The organism is Chelativorans sp. ZYF759 (genome assembly GCF_012911015.1).
Lineage (GTDB): Bacteria > Pseudomonadota > Alphaproteobacteria > Rhizobiales > Rhizobiaceae > ZYF759.
The window spans coordinates 12,691-29,631 of sequence record NZ_WVVV01000001.1 but is presented as its reverse complement, the minus strand read 5'-3'; the positions used below and the strand labels follow the sequence as shown (position 1 = coordinate 29,631).

Genomic DNA, 16,941 nt, shown 5'->3' with positions numbered 1-16,941 from the left:
TCTTCCCCATGCAACGAACAAACGGACTGGCCCATTCGACGATTGTTCTTTGGGCCGTCCGCCTTCTGACGCTGCTGTCTTCGCTGGCGCTGGCGGTCCTGCTGTTGGCGACATTTGCGGGCGTCGTGATGCGCTATGTCTTCTCCGCGCCAATTCTGGGTGGCAACGAGATCGTGCAACTGGTCTCGGTCGCGCTGGTGATGCTGGCAATGCCGGCGGCAGCGCAGAACGACGATCACGTCCGCGTTGACGTTTTTGACGGCAAGCTCGGCAGGTGGGGACGGTTCGCGGCAGACATCCTGTCGCGCGTTGTGTCGGTCTACCTGCTGTGGCTGCTGACGTCGCGCTCCTGGGCGAAAATGTGGGACGCTGTTGAATTCCGTGATGCCACCAACATGCTGAACATACCGTTGTGGCCCTTCTATGGGCTCCTTTGCCTGGGCGCGCTGCTCTACGCCATCGTGCTCGCGCTCCAGCTGCTCGACGTCATCCGGCCCGGAGTCACCCAGAATGACTGATTTCGCGATCGGGCTACTCGGGCTCGGGGCGATGTTCGTCCTGATGATCCTGCGCACACCAGTCGGCATGGCGATGCTCGTGGTCGGCTTTTTCGGGGTCTGGATCCTGAATGGCAGCCGCGCGGCCAACGCGGTTCTGTTGACCGAGACCTTTTCGGCCGCCTCCAGCTATTCCCTGACCGTCATTCCGCTCTTCATCCTGATGGGCAACGTGGCCTCGGCCGCGGGTTTCAGCAGCCGGCTCTACGAGGCCGCGTTCGCGTGGGTGGGTCGGCTGCGCGGCGGGCTCGCCTCCGCGTCGATCATGGGCTGCGCGGCCTTTGCCGCGGTCAGCGGGTCTTCGGTCGCAACCGCCGTGACCATCGGGCGGGTCGCATTGCCGCAGATGAAGCGGTTCGGATACTCCGATTCGCTGGCCACGGGCGCCGTGGCCGCGGGGGGAACGCTGGGCTTTCTCATTCCACCCTCCACAGGGTTCGTGGTCTACGCCATCCTTACGGAACAGAGCATCGGGCAGCTGTTCATGGCGGGCATCCTGCCGGGGCTGCTGCTGACTGCTCTGTTCATGCTCACCATCACGCTGGTGACCCTGCGCGACGAATCCGCCGGGCCGCGCGGGGCAGCCGTTCCGTTCGCTGAGCGCTTCGTCGCGCTGCTTCGGGCGCTGCCGCTGCTGCTCGTCATCGTGGTCTCCATCGGCGGCATCTACATGGGCATCTTTACGCCTGTCGAAGCTGCGGGAATCGGGGCCGGGTTCGTGATCCTGATGGCGGTCTTTTCGGGCAAGCTTAACCTGGCGTCGGCCAAAAGGGCTGTATCCGACACAGTTCGGACAACGGCGATGCTCTACCTGATCATCATCGGAGCAAGCGTCCTCAACCCGTTCCTGGCGCTCACCCACGTTCCCGCAACACTTGGCGATGCGATGACCTCTATCGGGCTGGGCCCGTACGGCGTTCTGTTCCTGATCCTGCTGACCTATGTCGTGCTGGGAATGTTCATGGACGGGCTGGCAATGCTCGTGGTCACCACGCCGATCTTCTTTCCCATCATCATGGGGCTCGGCTTCGACCCGATCTGGTTCGGCGTTATCGCGGTCATCGTCATCGAGATGGGCATGATCACGCCGCCGGTCGGGATCAATGTCTTCGTGGTCAAGAGTGTGGCTGGCGACGTGCCGATGTCGACCATCTTCCGCGGGGTGCTGCCGTTCTGGTTCGCCATGGCAATCTGCCTGCTGGCGATCGTGGTATTCCCGCAGATCGCCCTGACGATACCGCAGGCCATGTTCCGTTGACGGCCGCTCAATCGCATTCCTGGGTGCCGGCAGCCCTGGCGGCTCGCGCTGCCAGCTCGATGAACTGGCGATACTCTGCATCATCAAGGCCGGGCAGGATCGCCTTCTGCAGATCCTGCACGACGGGCAGCAGACGGCTGAGAACTGCCGCGCCTTCGGCCGTCAGGCTCAATTCGCGGGCCCGCTTGTCCCGCCGGCTGACATGTCGAGCGACGAACCCCTTCTGCTCGAGTCGATCGACCACCGCTCCGACGGTCGCACGGTCCTTTGCGATGGCCTCGGCAAGTCCGGCCTGGTCGGTTCCCGGGTTGTCGCGCAGAGCGTCGAGTGCGGCAAACTGGACGGGGGTCAGGTCGAATCCAGCCTCGCGGACATGACGCATGAAAACCTGCGTCGAATACTGGTGCAGTCGCCTGATCAGATGCCCAGGCATCCCGGAACTTACGTACATTGACCCCTCGCTCGGCCAGTCTTTGCCGCCGGTTTCCGGTTTGGCCCAGTTCCGCGACCAAGGCAACGAAAACCGCTGCCTTCAATAGCGTTGACGTGGCTCCATCAAAATAATAAGTACACATATCATATTTCGGGGGAGACAAGCATGCAGTATCACCTTGATGGTTTCCAGCCAGGTGATCCGGAACAGTTCGATGCCGCGCCCGGCCGCGACCTTGAGGAATCGGATCTGCCTGCGACTGTGGATGTGCTGATCGTCGGCTGTGGTCCGGCGGGGCTGACGCTGGCTGCACAACTGGCCGCCTTTCCCGAGATTTCGACCCGCATCGTCGAACGAAAGCCGGGGCGTATCGAGAAGGGACAGGCGGACGGCATCTCCTGCCGCTCGATGGAAATGTTCAACGCCTTCGGCTTTGCCGAAAAGGTCATGAAGCAGGGCTACTGGGTCAACGAGACCACCTTCTGGAAGCCCGAGGGAAAGCGACCCGAGCACATCGTGCGGAACGGGCGCATCCAGGATGTGGAGGACGGGCTTTCCGAGATGCCCCATATCATCCTCAACCAGGCGCGCGTGCACGACATGTATCTTGAGGTCATGCGCAAGTCGCCTTCCCGGTTGACGCCCGACTACGATCTGCAACTGGTCGATCTGAGCATCGAGGTTGAGGCAGGCGACTACCCTGTTTCGGTGCGTCTGGAGCGTCTGGACGAGGCGCGCAAAGGCGAGATCGTGGAATTGCGCGCGCGCTACGTCGTCGGCTGCGACGGGGCGCGCAGCAGCGTGCGCGAATCGATCGGCCGCGAACTCGTCGGCGACTCGGCGAACCAGGCCTGGGGGGTCATGGACGTCCTGGCGGTCACGGATTTCCCCGACATACGCTGCAAGACGCTGATCCAGTCGGCGGCCGAGGGCAACATCATCATCATCCCGCGCGAGGGCGGCTATCTCACCCGGCTCTATATCGAGCTCGACAAGCTCAAACCCGGCGAGCGGGTGGCTGGCCGGAACATCACCATCGACCAGCTGGTGGCCACCGCGCAGCGCATCTTCCAGCCCTACTCGCTGGAAGTGAAGGAGGTAGCATGGTGGTCGGTTTACGAGATTGGACAGCGGCTGACGGACAAGTTTGACGACGTTCCCGATGACGAGATCGCCGCGCGCCTGCCGCATGTTTTCATTGCCGGCGACGCCTGCCACACCCATAGCCCCAAGGCGGGACAGGGCATGAACGTGTCGATGGGCGACGCTTTCAATCTAGGCTGGAAACTGGTCTCGGTGCTCAAGGGCCGCTGCCCGCCGGAAATCCTGCACAGCTATTCGGCCGAGCGGCAGGCGGTGGCGATGGACCTGATCGAGTTTGATCGGGAATGGTCGCGCATCATGAGCGAGAGGCCGCAGACCGGCGAGGCGGATGGTGAGGAGGCTCCCAGGTTCCAGCGCTATTTTATCCAGCATGGTCGCTACACCGCCGGGATGTCTGTCACCTATGCGCCCTCGGTGCTGACGGGAAAGCCGGACTGGCAGAAGCTGGCGCCGGGGTTTCCGATCGGCGCGCGTTTCCACTCCGCGCCTGTCGTGAGGCTGGCCGACGCCAAGCCGGTGGAGTTGGGCCACACCGTCAAGGCCGATGCGCGCTGGCGCCTCTATGCCTTCTGCCCCGCCGGAGATCCGGCCGAAAAGGATTCTGCGATCCGCCAGCTGTGCGGGTTTCTCGCTGAAGGGACCGCGTCGCCCGTTCGGAACCACACGCCCGACGGGGAGGACATCGATTCCGTCATCGATCTGCGGGCGATCTTCCAGCAAGGATTCCGCGATCTCGCGCTGGAGGCGATGCCGGGTCTGCTGCTGCCGAAAAAAGGCAGATTGGGGCTGGTCGACTACGAAAAGATGTTCTGCCCTGACCTGAAGAGCGGCCGCGACATCTTCGAGATGCGCGGAATCGACCGGCAGCAGGGCTGCCTCGTCATTGTGCGCCCTGACCAGTATGTTGCCCATATCCTGCCGATCGACGCCCATGACGAGCTTTCGACGTTCTTTGCGGGCTTCATGCTCCCGGCAGCACATGAACGGCAATCCGACGTGGGACCCGTCTCCTCAAACTGATAAGGAACAAGCCGGAGGGCGGTATTCATTTATGACTGCTCTTGGCTCATGAGCGCTACGCTCCGGACAGGTTATCGCTTTGAGGCGCCAACGCCTGGCGATGGCCGCTGCGCATGATCGCTTAAACGTCCGCCGGGCAGCCACCATCCAGCAGAAGTCAGGGCGGCGCATTTTAGTGGGGGGGGCCTGCCGCTAGAGCCTCATCCAGTTTGGGCAGCCGTTGGCAGAAGCAGGCGCAGATCGTTCGCAAGGTTACCCGGAACTATCCAAAAGCCCACAACCGTTTCAGACCAGAAAATCGAAACGGTGCAATCTGCATAAATCTCTGAAGAGACTGGCGCGCCCGAAAGGATTCGAACCTCTGACCCCCAGATTCGTAGTCTGGTGCTCTATCCAGCTGAGCTACGGGCGCGCTTGGCAATTTCTGCCGTCCCGGCGACGGATGTCCGTGCCGGTGAGCCGGTTACCTAGCTACACGCGCGGACAAATGCAAGCGCGAGAATCGCAAAAACCGTGCTGCGGTGGATGATCCGAACTTCAGGCGGGGCGTCGCAGCTTTCCGCGGGCCTCGTTCAGCTGGAGGGGCTGGTCGGGGATGGTCAGCTGGAACGCCGTGCGTCCGCCCCGGCTCTCAAGCAGTTCCAGGCTCCCGCCATGCGCACGCACCAGTTCGCTGGCGATTGCCAGGCCCAGCCCGGTGCCCCCGCTGCGCGTCGAGCCTCGAAAGGCGGCAAAGAGGTTCTCGCGCGCTTTCTTCGGGAGTCCGGGGCCGGTGTCCTCGACCACGATCCGCGCCACGCTGCCTTCCCTCGCTGCCGACATCGTCAGGCGCCGCACGACGATGTCGGGTTCGCTCCTGCCCGACATGGCCTGCACCGAATTGCGCGCGAGATTGACCAATACGCGGAAGAGCTGGTCGGCATCGGCGTCGACCTCGAAACACTCGTCGACCGCGTTGACAAGCTCGACTTCGGGATAGGTGCCAAGCTCCACCAGTTCGAAGACCTCCTCCACCATGCCCCATAGCCGCACAAGTCGCCGTACCGGCGGGGGTTCGCGCGTCTGGCCGTAAGTCAGGACGCCTTGCGAATAGGAGATGGCGCGGTCGAGCGCGCGTACAAGCTTGGGCGCCAGCCTCTGTACGGTCTCGTCCTTCACACCCCGAAGGCGGTCCGAAACGAGCTGTGCCGAGGTCAGCATGTTGCGCATGTCGTGATTGATCTTGGAGACGGCGAGGCCGAGATCGGCCAGATGTCGCCGTTCGGCCAGCGTTCGCTGCAATTCGCTCTGCATTTCCGCCAGTTGCCTTTCGGCGACGCCGATTTCGTCGTCGCGCGCAGCGGGTCGGATCACGCGTGCCGGATCCTCCGGGGCTTCGCCGAAGGAGAGCATGGCCCGTGTCATGGCGCGGATCGGCCGGATCATGATGCGGGTGATGGCGTAGAAGACAAGCGCCGCGGTGATGAGGGAGATGATGAGCGACAGGATCGCGATGTTGCGCGCAAAAGTCAGCATGGCCTGGCGCAGGCCGGCATCGGGGATGATGATCTCGAATTCCTTGTCGCTCTCGGCCACGGGGCCGAAGGCGCGCACCATGCGCTGGCCGCCGAAGATGAGCGTGTCCAGCGCATCGCGCATCGCGGCCATCGGAGTGACGGCCTGAAGGTCGACGTGCTCGTCGATGACGGCCGGCATTTCGGAGACCACCAGCAGGCGAGACGCGCCTGCGTCGCGTACCGCGATCGCGCGCGCGCCGATCGCCATGAGGACGTCGTCCTGGGTGGCCGGCGACAGCGTGTCGGGATCGCTGTCGATGAGGACGAGGCCGACGGCGGCCGCCGTCGACAGGCGCTCCTGCAGCCATGCAATGCGGAAATTGGCAACCGAAGGCATGAAGATCAGCACTTCCGCCAGCATGACGAACAGCACGGTCAACAGCAGGAGTTTTGTCGACAGGCCACGCGACAGGGGGACGGCGCGCGGCGACGTCTCGCCCGCATCCGGCTTCTTGTCGCGGTCGGCAGCGCTCATCCTATCTGAAGCTCCCTGATCGCCGGCTCGTGCCGGCCTCAGCCGAAGATGCCCAGGAATCCGATGATCCGGCGCACGATCGGCCTGGCTGTCGCTTCCGAAAAATAGGCCACTGAGGCGCGTTTGCCAATTTCACTCATCGTCGGATAGGGCAGCACCAGCCCGGCGACGTCGTGCACGCGCATTCCCTTGGCGACGACGAGGCACCAGAACGCGATCTGCTCGCCGGCAGCGTCGCCCAGTATGGACACCCCCAGCACCCGGCCACGGTGATCGGTGACCAGCTTGATGAGACCTTCGGTCCTGCGTTCGGCCTGCGCGCGGTCATTCTCCGCATAGGGCCAGCGCAAGATGCGGATACGGCGCCGCGCGGCCCGCGCTTCGACCTCGCTCAGCCCCACATGAGCGAACTCGGGATCGGTGAAGGTCACGCGCGGGATTGCCGTCCGATCGGCCCTGGCCCGCAAACGGAACAGGATGTTCCTAAGCACGATGCCGGCGTGGAAGGATGCGAGATGCGTGAACTGGCCCGCGCCTGCAATGTCGCCGATCGCATAGACCCGCCGGTTAGAGGTGCGCAGGCGCGGATCGACCACCACGCCGGAACGCGAATGGCGGATCGCCGCGGCATCGAGACCGAGCCTCTCGACATTGGCCTGGCGGCCGGTTGCCAGAAGCACATGCGAGCCGTCAATCTGGGTCGCCTGGCCGTTCTCTTCGAGATGGGCCCGCACGCCATTGCCCCGCTTCTCGATCCGGACGACCTTCGCCCGCTCGCGGATCTCGACGCCCTCGTCGAGGAGGCGGCGACGCACGAGAGCCGCAAGTTCCCGGTCTTCGCGCGCAAGGATCTCGCCCGCCTCGATCACCTTCACCTCCGCACCGAGACGGCGATGGGCCTGGGCCAGTTCCAGACCGATCGGCCCGCCACCGATGACGAGGAGCCGGCGGGCCAGCCGCTTTCGTTCGAAGATGGTCTCGTTGGTCAGGTAGGGAACCTCATCCAGACCGGGGATGGGCGGCACCTGGGGAGAGGATCCGGTCGCGATGACGAAACGCCGGGCGCGGATGCGGGTGTCCCCGGCCTGGACGGTTCGCTTGTCGAGAAAGCGCGCCTCCGCCTGGATCACCCTGACGCCCAACGCGGTGAAACGCTCGACCGAGTCATTGGGAGCGATCGTTTCGATCACGCCTTGCACATGACGGTTCACAGCCGCGAAATCGATTTCGGGCTCCATGCCGCCCATCCCGAACGCCGAGGCATGACGCATGCGTTCGGCGAGCTTGGCAGATGCGATCAGCGCCTTGGACGGCACGCAGCCATAATTCAGGCAATCGCCGCCCATGCGTCCGCGCTCGATGAGAACAACCGTGACACCAAAAGCCGCGGCTGCGGCTGCGACGGTCAGCCCGCCTGAACCGGCGCCGATCACGCATATGTCTGGCTTGAGCAGTCGTTCCATTGCGCCTTGACACTCCCCCCGATGTCCCGTGATGCGGGCCTGTTCTGCCTTATGCGACGCCCGTCATCGCGTGCGCCGGCCCTTTACTATGGCGCCAACGGCCACGACAAGCGCCAGAAGGGCAAGACCCACCGTGAGCTCGACGGTTACGAGATCGGCGGGCGAGACCGTCTCTCCTGACATTTCCGCCGCATCAAACGCGCTGTCGAGACCCTCTCCGAGCCAGGAATAGGCGACGACGCCGGGAAGGATGCCGAGCAAGGTCGCAGCCGCATAGGTGCGAAGCCGTACCGCGAAGAGGGCGGGTGCGATGTTGACCAGGAAGAAGGGCAGAATGGGCGCCAACCGCAGAGCCAGGAGATACGCGAATGCGTTCTTTTCGAACCCCGCTGCCAGTTCATCGACCCGTCCCGACAGCTTGCTGCGCAGGCTCTCGCCGAAGGCGGTCTTGGCAACCAGAAAGAGCACGCTTGCGCCAGCCGTTGCCGCCAGGACCACAAGCACGCTCGACAGGAGCCACCCGAACAGGAAGCCGCCGAGCAGCGTGAGTACCCAGGCTGCGGGGAAGGCGATTGCGACGGCCAGTGCATAGAGCAGCGCATAGGCCAGGGGCGCGGCCAGCGGGTAGGCGTTGACGAGTTGCTTGAGCGCGACGCGGCTATCAGCCAGCCGCTCCAGGGTCAGATATTGATGCCAGCCCATGAGATAGCCGGTCGTGAAAAGGACCAGGAGCAGCAGTGGCGGCAAAAGCCGGCGAATCCAGGATGAACGGCCAGCTGTCGTCTCTTCGTCGATTATCCGTCCGGCCTTGTCACTCATACTGCATCCGAACCTTTTCGCGTCTTCGACCGTCCGGCGGCACACCGAGCCCCTCATCGCCGAATTGAAATGTACCCTGAGAGCGTGCAATGCAATCGCCGCTGCCGCGGTCGCGGCCGATTGAACGGCCAAAACAGGCCCCTTCACCTGAAAGTGACGGCGTGTGCTCTGCCTGGGCCGACCGATTGACTCTGTGAGGCCCTGAAACTATAAGCCGCGCCACGATCGGACTTGCCGCCCGGCGCCATCATGCTTGACCGCAGACGACCGATCCCAGCTCCTGCTCCTTGAGAGACAGATACAAGAAGGGCCGCACTCCGCGGTAATCAAACAAATGAAGCGCACTTACCAACCCTCCAAGCTCGTTCGCAAGCGCCGTCACGGTTTCCGTGCACGCATGGCCACAAAGGGCGGCCGCTCCGTGATCGCTGCTCGCCGCAGCCGCGGCCGCAAGCGCCTGTCGGCCTAGTCGGCGGGCGAATCGCATTGCAGGAACGGCCGGCCGGAACGCAAGAAATCGGCCGCCTTACGCGGCGCGCCGAGTTCCTGGCCGCGCGCAACGGCGAGAAACGCCGCGGCAAGCTTTTCCTGCTGGAAGTCCGCGACCGAAAGGATGGCGGGCCGCCGCGCCTCGGCATCACCGTGACCCGCAAGGTGGGAAACGCGGTGGTGCGCAACCGCATCAGGCGGCGTATACGCGAAGCGGTGCGCCAATATGCGGGTAATGACATGGCGGCCGGAAATGACTATGTGGTCGTCGGACGAAACGAGGTGCTCGACGCGCCCTTCGAGACACTGAAGCGAGAACTGTCCCGCCGCATACGCGGGCGGGGTCAGGGGCCAGGGATCTCCGATGGAAAACAGCCGTAATTTTTTGATCACGATCGCCTTGTCGGTTCTGATCCTGACGGTGTGGCAGCTCTTCTACATGAACCCCCGCATCGAGGCCGAGCGGGAGCGCGAATTGGCGCGCGTCGAATCCGAGCAGCGCCAGGTGCAGCCGGGCGAGGCAGCGGACCTGCCGCAGCCGGGCGATGCGAGCGCGCCGGCGGGCCAGCCGGCCATCCCAGGTGGCGGAACGGCGCTTCCGACGGCCGAAGGCCGCGATGCCGCGCTTGCCGCGAGCCAGCGCGTCCGCATCGACACGCCGCGCCTGTCAGGCTCGATCAATCTCGTTGGTGCACGAGTCGACGATCTCGTGCTCAACGACTATCGTGTGACCGTCGAGCCCAATTCGCCCAACATCGAACTTCTCAATCCGTCCACGCTTTCCGACGGCTATTATGCGGAGATCGGCTACACGGGCGCGCAGCAGGCTAATTCCCTGCCGGGACCCCAGACCGAATGGACGGCCGAACAGGGTGCCGTCCTGACGCCTGACACGCCTGTTACCTTGACTTACGCCAATGATGACGGCTTGACCTTCCAGCGCACCATCGCGGTCGACGATAACTACCTCTTCACCTACTCCGACGAGGTCATCAACGAGGGTGGGGAAGCCGTCAGCATTTACAATTACGGCCGTGTGACCCGTATCGGGATGCCGGACATCGAAGGTTTCTTCATCCTGCACGAAGGCCTGATCGGCGTCACGGGCGACGAAGGGCTGCAGGAGATCAAATACTCGCGCCTGCGCGACGATCGCCAGATCCAGCCCAGCCGCTCCGTCGATGGCTGGTTCGGCATCACCGACAAGTACTGGGCCGTCACGCTGATCCCGCGTTCGGGCGAGAGCTTCCAACCACGTTACGCATTTCTCGATGATGGTCGCGAACGTTTTCAGGTCGACTTCCTGACCGATGCCATCGCAATCGCGCCGGGCCAGTCGGTCACCGTCGAGAACATGGTCTTCGCCGGAGCCAAGGAAGTCCAGGTCATCGACGCATACGAGGCCCAGCACAACATCCGCCAGTTCGAAATGCTGATCGACTGGGGCTGGTTCTATTTCATCACCAAGCCGCTCTTCTACGTCATCGACTGGCTGTTCCGCCTGCTCGGCAATTTCGGCCTCGCCATCCTGGCGACGACCGTTCTCGTCAAGGCGATCTTCTTCCCGTTGGCCAACAAGTCCTACGTTTCCATGGCCAATATGAAAAAGGTCCAACCCAAGATGCTGGAAATCCGTGAGAAATACGCGGATGACAAGATGAAGCAGCAGCAGGCGATGATGGAGCTCTACAAGACGGAGAAGATCAATCCGCTAGCCGGTTGCTGGCCGATCCTGATCCAGATCCCGGTCTTCTTCGCGCTCTACAAGGTGCTCTACGTCACGATCGAGATGCGGCACGCGCCCTTCTTCGGATGGATTCGAGATCTGGCCGCGCCGGACCCGACCACGGTGTTCAACCTGTTCGGGCTCCTGCCCTATGACGTTCCGTCTTTCCTGATGGTGGGCGTGTGGCCGATCATCATGGGCATTACCATGTTCCTCCAGATGCGCATGAACCCGACGCCGCCCGATCCGACCCAGGCGATGATCTTCAACTGGATGCCGGTGGTGTTCACGTTCTTGCTCGCCACCTTCCCGGCCGGTCTGGTGATCTACTGGGCGTGGAACAACTTCCTGTCGATCCTCCAGCAGGGCATCATCATGAAGCGTCAGGGAGCCAGGATCGAGCTGTGGGACAATCTCACGGGATTGTTCAAGAAGAAGCCGAAACAGCCGGCCGAGTAGCCGGGGCGCGCGTTCGCGCCCGGTATCCAAAGCTCGTGAGGTCGGAGCTATCCGGCCTCACGTTCATGTGATGATGCGATCGCATCCCGGCGCCATTCTGCCGTGTACCCCCTGTGCAAACTTAAACACAGGGAGACTGTCCAATGCGTAACCTCACCCTTAAGACCCTTGCCCTTTCGGCCGCGATCGCCTTCACGGGCGCCGTCCATGCCCAGGACAATCCGATGGTGGGCGGTGCGCCGATGTTGGCCGACCGCAACATCGTCGAGAATGCCGTCAATTCCGCCGACCACACGACGCTGGTGGCTGCCGTGCAGGCTGCCGGACTCGTCGATACGCTCCAGGGTCCGGGCCCCTTCACCGTCTTCGCCCCGACCAATGCCGCATTCGACATGCTGCCCGACGGCACCGTCGACACGCTGCTGATGGAAGAAAACCGCGATCAGCTGACGGGCGTGCTCACCTATCACGTCGTCGCCGGCAATCTTTCGGGCCCCGAACTCGGTCGCATGGCCCAGATGGGCGGCGACAACGCCATGCTGACCACCGTGCAGGGCGGCATGCTGACCGTGGTGCCTTCCGGCCAGGGCGTGGCGGTCGTTGATGCCAATGGCAACGAGGCCGTGGTGACGATCGCCGATGTCAATCAGTCCAACGGCGTCATCCACGTCATCAACGCCGTGCTCCTGCCGGCGATGTAAGGAGCGCCGGTCCACGTGACCGGATGCTTCGGGCCGGTCTCCGCAATGACCCTCGTGGAGGCCGGCCCTTTCTTTCGCCCTCATTCGGCGCTACCAGCGCGTCGCCGGCTCTTCGGATGCAGGGTGTCTCAGGCAACACCACCCCTTCGGGGCAGGCAGAGATGTTTCGGCACGAGGGTCCGCACGCGCGGGCCCTCGTCGTTTCAGGCCCTTTCCTTCGCGCCTTCGTCCAGCAGTTCGCGCAGCGCCATGCGTGAATAGGCCTGCGTGGTCTGCCGGCCGTCTTCCTCGTTCTGCGAGGAGGCGAGGCGGATCGCCGTCTCACCCAGATACATCACGAGGAAAGCCGATTCCTCGAGCTCGCGCCGGTCCGCAGTCGGGCGCAGGCGCGCCAGGATGTCGGCCACGACACGTCCGCTTGCACGACTCTCCGCCATCTCGACCGCCGCGAGCGATTTTTCCGCCTGCAGCGCGCTCCAGATGTCGCGCATCACCGGCTCGGCGCGGAACATGTCGAGATACTCGTCGAAGATCTCGCGGAACCCGACGCGGAATTCCTCAATGGTTTCCACCCCCGCCAGCCGCTCCACGATGCAGCGCCGGCATTCCGCATGGCTACGCTCGGCCAGCACGCGGATGATCGCCGCCTTGTCGGGGAAGTACTGGTAGAGCGAGCCGATCGCCACCTCCGCGCGCGCCGCCACGTCGCTCATCCGCATCGCGTGGCTTCCCATTTCGGCAATAATCTCCGTCGCCGAAGCCAGCATGCGCTCGTAGCGCTCGCGGCTCCGCTTCTGAACGGGTTCGCGCCGCGGAGCCGGAAGCTGCTCGGCCGCCAGTTCGGGGGTTCCATCCATAATATGAGGCATCCTCACTTTTTCACTTGACGCCTATAATACGAGGATTTATCACATTTACAAACATGAGCAGTCCTCACAATAAGGAGAGTGGAAATGAGCGAAGCAATTGACCAAGGCACCGTCCTGGTGATCGGCGGCAGGGGAAAGACCGGCGCCCGCGTGGCCGACCGGCTCGAGGCGAAAGGCGTAGACGTCCGTCTCGCCTCTCGCGCTTCCTCACCCGCCTTCAACTGGACCGACAGATCGACCTGGCCGGCAGCCATCGCCGGCGCCCGCGCCGCCTACATCGTCTACTATCCCGATCTCGCCACACCGGGCGCCGTCGAGGCCATCCGCGACTTCTCCGCCCTCGCTATCGAGCACGGCATGAAGCGTCTGGTGCTGCTGTCCGGTCGTGGCGAGCCGGAGGCGCAGGCGGCCGAAGAGGAACTGATGCGCTCCGGCGCGGACTGGACGGTCGTTCGTGCCTCCTGGTTCGCCCAGAATTTCTCGGAAAGCCTGCTCGCGCCGGGGATCACGGCCGGCGAGGTGCATTTTGCCGCCGACAAGGTGCTGGAGCCGTTCATCGATGCCGACGACATCGCCGATGTCGCGGTCGCTGCGCTGACCGAGCCTGGCCATGAAGGCAAGCTCTACGAGGTGACGGGCCCGCGCCTGATGACCTTCGCCGATGCCGTCGAGGAGATCGCCAGCGCCACCGGCCGGCCCGTCACCTACACGCCCCTGTCGGCGGATGCCTATCTCGACGCGGCACGCGGTGCAGGCGTTCCCGAAGACCTGCTGGCCGTGCTGGAACTGCTGATCCGCGAGGTGCTGGACGGCCGCAACGAACATCTCGCCGACGGCGTGCAGCAGGCGCTCGGCCGCCCGCCCCGCGACTTTGCCGAGTTCGCCCGCAAGGCAGCCGCCGACGGTTTGTGGGAGGCCGCGTGATGACCGGCCTGATCTTCACCGCCACGGCGCTGGCGATGCTTGGCACCGGTCTCTTCGCCGGCTTCCTCTTCGCCTTCTCCAACGTCGTGATGCCATCGCTGGCGCGCCAGGACGCGCCGGCGGCGATCCGGACCATGCAGACGATCAACGTGGTCGTGGAAAACGTGCTTTTCGGATTCCTGCTGGCGGGCACGACCCTGCTTGCCATAGCACTCGGGGGATTCGCGATCGTCAACTTCACCGCGCCCGCCGCACCTCTGCTGCTGGCCGGCTCCGCCGCCTATCTCCTGCTCGGCATCGGGGCGACCGCCATCGTCAACGTGCCGATGAACCGGCGGCTCGCCCGTGTCGACCCGATCGGACACCAGGCAGCCGAAGCCTGGGATGGGTTCGTCGGCCGGTGGGTTGTCTGGAACCATGTGCGCACGGTAGGCAGCGCGCTCGCCTCGCTCGCCTTCGGTCTTGCGCTCGTGCAGCTTTGACCATCCGACGCGGCCACTGATTTCTCGTGGCCGCGTCTTGCATTGATTGATGGCGTGCCCTGGCTACGATGGTCCGACAGCTCAATACAGATCGAAGGAGGTCTGGCGCATGCACGGACCAGATCCCCTCAACCCCCATCCCATGGACGGCCAGCCCCGGGTCGGTTTCCTGAAACCGCTCGTCGACGACCCGCACATCGAGATCGGCGACTACACCTACTATGACGATCCCGACGGTCCGGAGCATTTCGTTGCCAAATGCGTCCTCTACCACTACCCGTTCATCGAAGACCGTCTGGTGATCGGTCGCTTCTGCGCCATCGCGGCCGGCGTGCGCTTCATCATGAACGGCGCCAATCACGCCATGTCGGGGCTGTCGACCTACCCCTTCAACATCTTCGGAGGGGGCTGGGAAGAAGGTTTCGATGCCGAAACGTGGGCAGATGCTGTGCGCGGCGATACGGTGGTGGGCAACGACGTCTGGATCGGATACGACGCAACCATCATGCCGGGGGTAACCATCGGGGATGGTGCCGTGATCGCTGCGAAGTCCGTGGTGTCGCGCGACGTTCCGCCTTATGCGATCGTGGCGGGCAACCCGGCGCAAACGGTCAAGCGAAGGTTCGATGATGCGACCGTCGCGCGGCTGCTGGCAATCGGCTGGTGGAACTGGCCGCCGGAGAAGATCTCGCGCAATCTCGGCGCCATTCGTGGCGGCAGCGTGGACGCATTGGAAGAGGCAGGATAGGCGATGGCGATGACAGGCGACGGCGAGACTTCCCTCGAGCGGTTCTTTGCCGGCAACTGGGTCTTCATCCGCGGTGTGCCGGCGATGAAGTTCCTGCCGCCAGAGGGGCCGCCCGAGATCGCCTTCGCCGGCCGGTCCAATGTCGGCAAGTCCTCCCTCATCAACGCTCTTGTCGGCATGAAGGCGTTGGCCCGAACCTCCAACACCCCGGGACGCACGCAGGAACTCAATTATTTCGTGCCGGGCGGCTTCTCTGGTGATCCCGGAGATCTGCCACCTTTCGCCATCGTGGACATGCCGGGCTACGGCTATGCAAAGGCGCCCAAGGAGAAGGTCGATGAATGGACGAAGCTTGTCTTCGACTATCTGCGCGGTCGTGTGACGCTGAAGCGCGTCTATGTCCTGATCGACGCGCGCCACGGCATCAAGAAGAATGACGAGGAGGTGCTGGGCCTTCTCGACAAGGCGGCCGTCTCCTATCAGATCGTGCTGACCAAGACCGACAAGATCAAGGAGGCTGGCGTGCCGCGCCTGATCTCCGAATCTCTGGCGAAGATCGCGAAGCGCCCGGCCGCTTTCCCCGAGGTACTGGCCACCTCCTCGGAAAAAGGCCAGGGGCTCGAAGAGTTGCGCGCGGCGATTGCCTTGGCGATTGCCGGCAAATGATTGTTGCGCCGCAATATGTGCATGGCCGCACGAGCCGATTGCCGTTCACGAAGTTCTGACATACGCTTGACCAAACGATCAAAAAGCAGCGGGGCAACGTCCCCATACCAGAGGTGGACCATGTCGAATTTTCTGAATTCCCGGAACAAGTTACTCGTTTCACGCCGGCGGCTTCTCCAGCTTGCCGGAGCAAGCGCCTCGCTTGCCGCCATCGGCAGCTTTCCCGGCCGTCTCATCGCCCAGGAGCCGATCAAGGTCGCCGCGATCTACACCGTGCCCACCGAGCAGCAATGGGTGAGCCGCATCCATCTCGCTGCCAACACCGCGCGTGACCGTGGCGACATCGAATATGTCTATACCGAGAATGTCTCCAACGCCGACTACGAGCGCGTCATGCGCGAATATGCCGAGGCCGGCCACGACCTGATCATCGGCGAGGTCTTCGGCGTCGAGGATGCCGCGCGCGAGGTCGCCGCTGATTATCCCGACACAGCCTTCCTGATGGGATCAAGTTTCAAGGAAGACGCCGCGCTGCCCAATTTCGCGGTGTTCGACAACTACATCCAGGATGCCGCCTATCTCACCGGCCTCGTCGCCGGCTCGCTGACGGAGACCAAGAACATTGGCCTGGTCGGCGGCTATCCGATCCCCGAGGTCAACCGCCTCATGCATGCCTTCATGGACGGCGTGCGCGAGATTGCGCCCGACGCGCGCTTCCAGGTCGCCTTCATCGGCTCCTGGTTTGATCCGCCGGCTGCCAAGGAGACCGCCTTCGCTCATATCGATGCGGGCGCCGACATCATGTATGCCGAACGTTTCGGTGTGTCGGATGCCGCCCAGGAAAGGGGCATTCTCGCCATCGGCAATGTCATCGACACCCAGGCCGACTATCCCGACACGGTGGCCGCCTCGGCAATCTGGCATTTCGAGCCGACGCTCGACAAAGCGATCGAGGAGGTTCGCGCGGGAACCTTCGAGGCAGCCGATTACGGTGTCTACTCCTTCATGGAGCACGGCGGCTGCTCGATGGCCCCGCTCGGGACCTTCGAGGATCGCGTTTCAGACGACATCAAGGCCCTGGTCGCCCAGCGCGAAGCCGAGATCAAGGCCGGCGATTTCGTGGTCAACATCAACGACGACGAACCACGTTCGGGCTGAGCCTTCCTTTCCTCCCGAGAGGAATCTGCCAAGG

At 63.6% G+C, this 16,941-nt stretch carries 17 protein-coding genes and 1 tRNA gene; 12 read left to right on the top strand and 6 right to left on the bottom strand.

What is annotated here, in order from left to right; genetic code table 11:
* Window positions 1-8 precede the first annotated feature (8 nt).
* Window positions 9-518, top strand: coding sequence for a TRAP transporter small permease (locus GRZ55_RS00145; protein WP_169284861.1), 510 nt, complete (start codon window positions 9-11; stop codon window positions 516-518).
* Window positions 511-1,815 (top strand): TRAP transporter large permease, encoded by a 1,305-nt coding sequence (locus GRZ55_RS00140; RefSeq protein WP_169284860.1) that lies wholly within the window; start codon window positions 511-513, stop codon window positions 1,813-1,815. The genes GRZ55_RS00145 and GRZ55_RS00140 overlap by 8 nt, the downstream gene beginning before the upstream one ends.
* A gap of 7 nt (window positions 1,816-1,822) precedes the next feature.
* On the opposite strand, the gene GRZ55_RS00135 is transcribed toward GRZ55_RS00140, so the two are convergent.
* A complete protein-coding gene (locus GRZ55_RS00135; RefSeq protein ID WP_169284859.1) occupies window positions 1,823-2,266 on the bottom strand; it encodes a MarR family winged helix-turn-helix transcriptional regulator in 444 nt (147 codons plus the stop codon).
* 147 nt (window positions 2,267-2,413) lie between these two features.
* Here GRZ55_RS00135 and GRZ55_RS00130 point away from each other — a divergent pair, with 147 nt between their 5' ends.
* Window positions 2,414-4,372 carry an FAD-binding monooxygenase gene (locus GRZ55_RS00130; protein WP_169284858.1) on the top strand — a complete coding sequence of 653 codons (1,959 nt, stop codon included), beginning with the start codon at window positions 2,414-2,416 and terminating at the stop codon, window positions 4,370-4,372.
* Window positions 4,373-4,707: 335 nt separating this feature from the next.
* On the opposite strand, the gene GRZ55_RS00125 is transcribed toward GRZ55_RS00130, so the two are convergent.
* The 4 genes from GRZ55_RS00125 to GRZ55_RS00110 form a co-directional block, all read right to left on the bottom strand.
* A tRNA-Arg gene (locus GRZ55_RS00125) sits at window positions 4,708-4,784 on the bottom strand.
* 125 nt (window positions 4,785-4,909) lie between these two features.
* Window positions 4,910-6,403: a sensor histidine kinase gene (locus tag GRZ55_RS00120; RefSeq protein ID WP_169284857.1), complete on the bottom strand. Its 1,494-nt coding sequence runs from the start codon at window positions 6,401-6,403 to the stop codon at window positions 4,910-4,912.
* A 38-nt stretch (window positions 6,404-6,441) separates the two neighbouring features.
* A complete protein-coding gene (locus GRZ55_RS00115; protein ID WP_169284856.1) occupies window positions 6,442-7,866 on the bottom strand; it encodes an NAD(P)/FAD-dependent oxidoreductase in 1,425 nt (474 codons plus the stop codon).
* A 63-nt stretch (window positions 7,867-7,929) separates the two neighbouring features.
* Complete coding sequence (locus tag GRZ55_RS00110; RefSeq protein WP_246734433.1) at window positions 7,930-8,685, bottom strand: TVP38/TMEM64 family protein; 756 nt, start codon at window positions 8,683-8,685, stop codon at window positions 7,930-7,932.
* A gap of 334 nt (window positions 8,686-9,019) precedes the next feature.
* Between GRZ55_RS00110 and rpmH the strand changes: the two genes are divergently transcribed.
* From rpmH to GRZ55_RS00090, 4 genes are all read left to right on the top strand, one after another.
* On the top strand, window positions 9,020-9,154 hold the full coding sequence (gene rpmH, locus GRZ55_RS00105; protein ID WP_169284855.1) for a 50S ribosomal protein L34: 135 nt from the start codon (window positions 9,020-9,022) through the stop codon (window positions 9,152-9,154).
* Between the two features lie 17 nt (window positions 9,155-9,171).
* Window positions 9,172-9,555, top strand: coding sequence for a ribonuclease P protein component (gene rnpA / locus GRZ55_RS00100; protein WP_169284854.1), 384 nt, complete (start codon window positions 9,172-9,174; stop codon window positions 9,553-9,555).
* Entirely contained in the window at window positions 9,539-11,359 is a 1,821-nt protein-coding gene (gene yidC / locus GRZ55_RS00095) for a membrane protein insertase YidC (RefSeq protein ID WP_169284853.1), read from the top strand. Before rnpA ends, yidC begins: the two co-directional genes overlap by 17 nt.
* Before the next feature lie 143 nt (window positions 11,360-11,502).
* Entirely contained in the window at window positions 11,503-12,060 is a 558-nt protein-coding gene (locus GRZ55_RS00090) for a fasciclin domain-containing protein (RefSeq protein ID WP_169284852.1), read from the top strand.
* A gap of 203 nt (window positions 12,061-12,263) precedes the next feature.
* Here GRZ55_RS00090 and GRZ55_RS00085 read toward each other — a convergent pair whose 3' ends face one another.
* The gene (locus tag GRZ55_RS00085) at window positions 12,264-12,917 is read right to left on the bottom strand and encodes a TetR/AcrR family transcriptional regulator (RefSeq protein ID WP_169284851.1); all 654 of its coding nucleotides are present in this window, start codon (window positions 12,915-12,917) and stop codon (window positions 12,264-12,266) included.
* A 96-nt stretch (window positions 12,918-13,013) separates the two neighbouring features.
* Here GRZ55_RS00085 and GRZ55_RS00080 point away from each other — a divergent pair, with 96 nt between their 5' ends.
* The 5 genes from GRZ55_RS00080 (at window position 13,014) to GRZ55_RS00060 (ending at window position 16,907) form a co-directional block, all read left to right on the top strand.
* Window positions 13,014-13,853, top strand: coding sequence for an NAD(P)H-binding protein (locus GRZ55_RS00080; RefSeq protein ID WP_169284850.1), 840 nt, complete (start codon window positions 13,014-13,016; stop codon window positions 13,851-13,853).
* Window positions 13,853-14,335 carry an anthrone oxygenase family protein gene (locus GRZ55_RS00075; protein ID WP_169284849.1) on the top strand — a complete coding sequence of 161 codons (483 nt, stop codon included), beginning with the start codon at window positions 13,853-13,855 and terminating at the stop codon, window positions 14,333-14,335. The genes GRZ55_RS00080 and GRZ55_RS00075 overlap by 1 nt, the downstream gene beginning before the upstream one ends.
* 109 nt (window positions 14,336-14,444) lie before the next feature.
* The gene (locus tag GRZ55_RS00070; protein WP_169284848.1) at window positions 14,445-15,083 is read left to right on the top strand and encodes a CatB-related O-acetyltransferase; all 639 of its coding nucleotides are present in this window, start codon (window positions 14,445-14,447) and stop codon (window positions 15,081-15,083) included.
* 9 nt (window positions 15,084-15,092) lie between these two features.
* Window positions 15,093-15,749 (top strand): ribosome biogenesis GTP-binding protein YihA/YsxC, encoded by a 657-nt coding sequence (yihA, locus tag GRZ55_RS00065; RefSeq protein ID WP_169285530.1) that lies wholly within the window; start codon window positions 15,093-15,095, stop codon window positions 15,747-15,749.
* A 120-nt stretch (window positions 15,750-15,869) separates the two neighbouring features.
* Window positions 15,870-16,907: a BMP family protein gene (locus tag GRZ55_RS00060; RefSeq protein WP_169284847.1), complete on the top strand. Its 1,038-nt coding sequence runs from the start codon at window positions 15,870-15,872 to the stop codon at window positions 16,905-16,907.
* Window positions 16,908-16,941 lie beyond the last annotated feature (34 nt).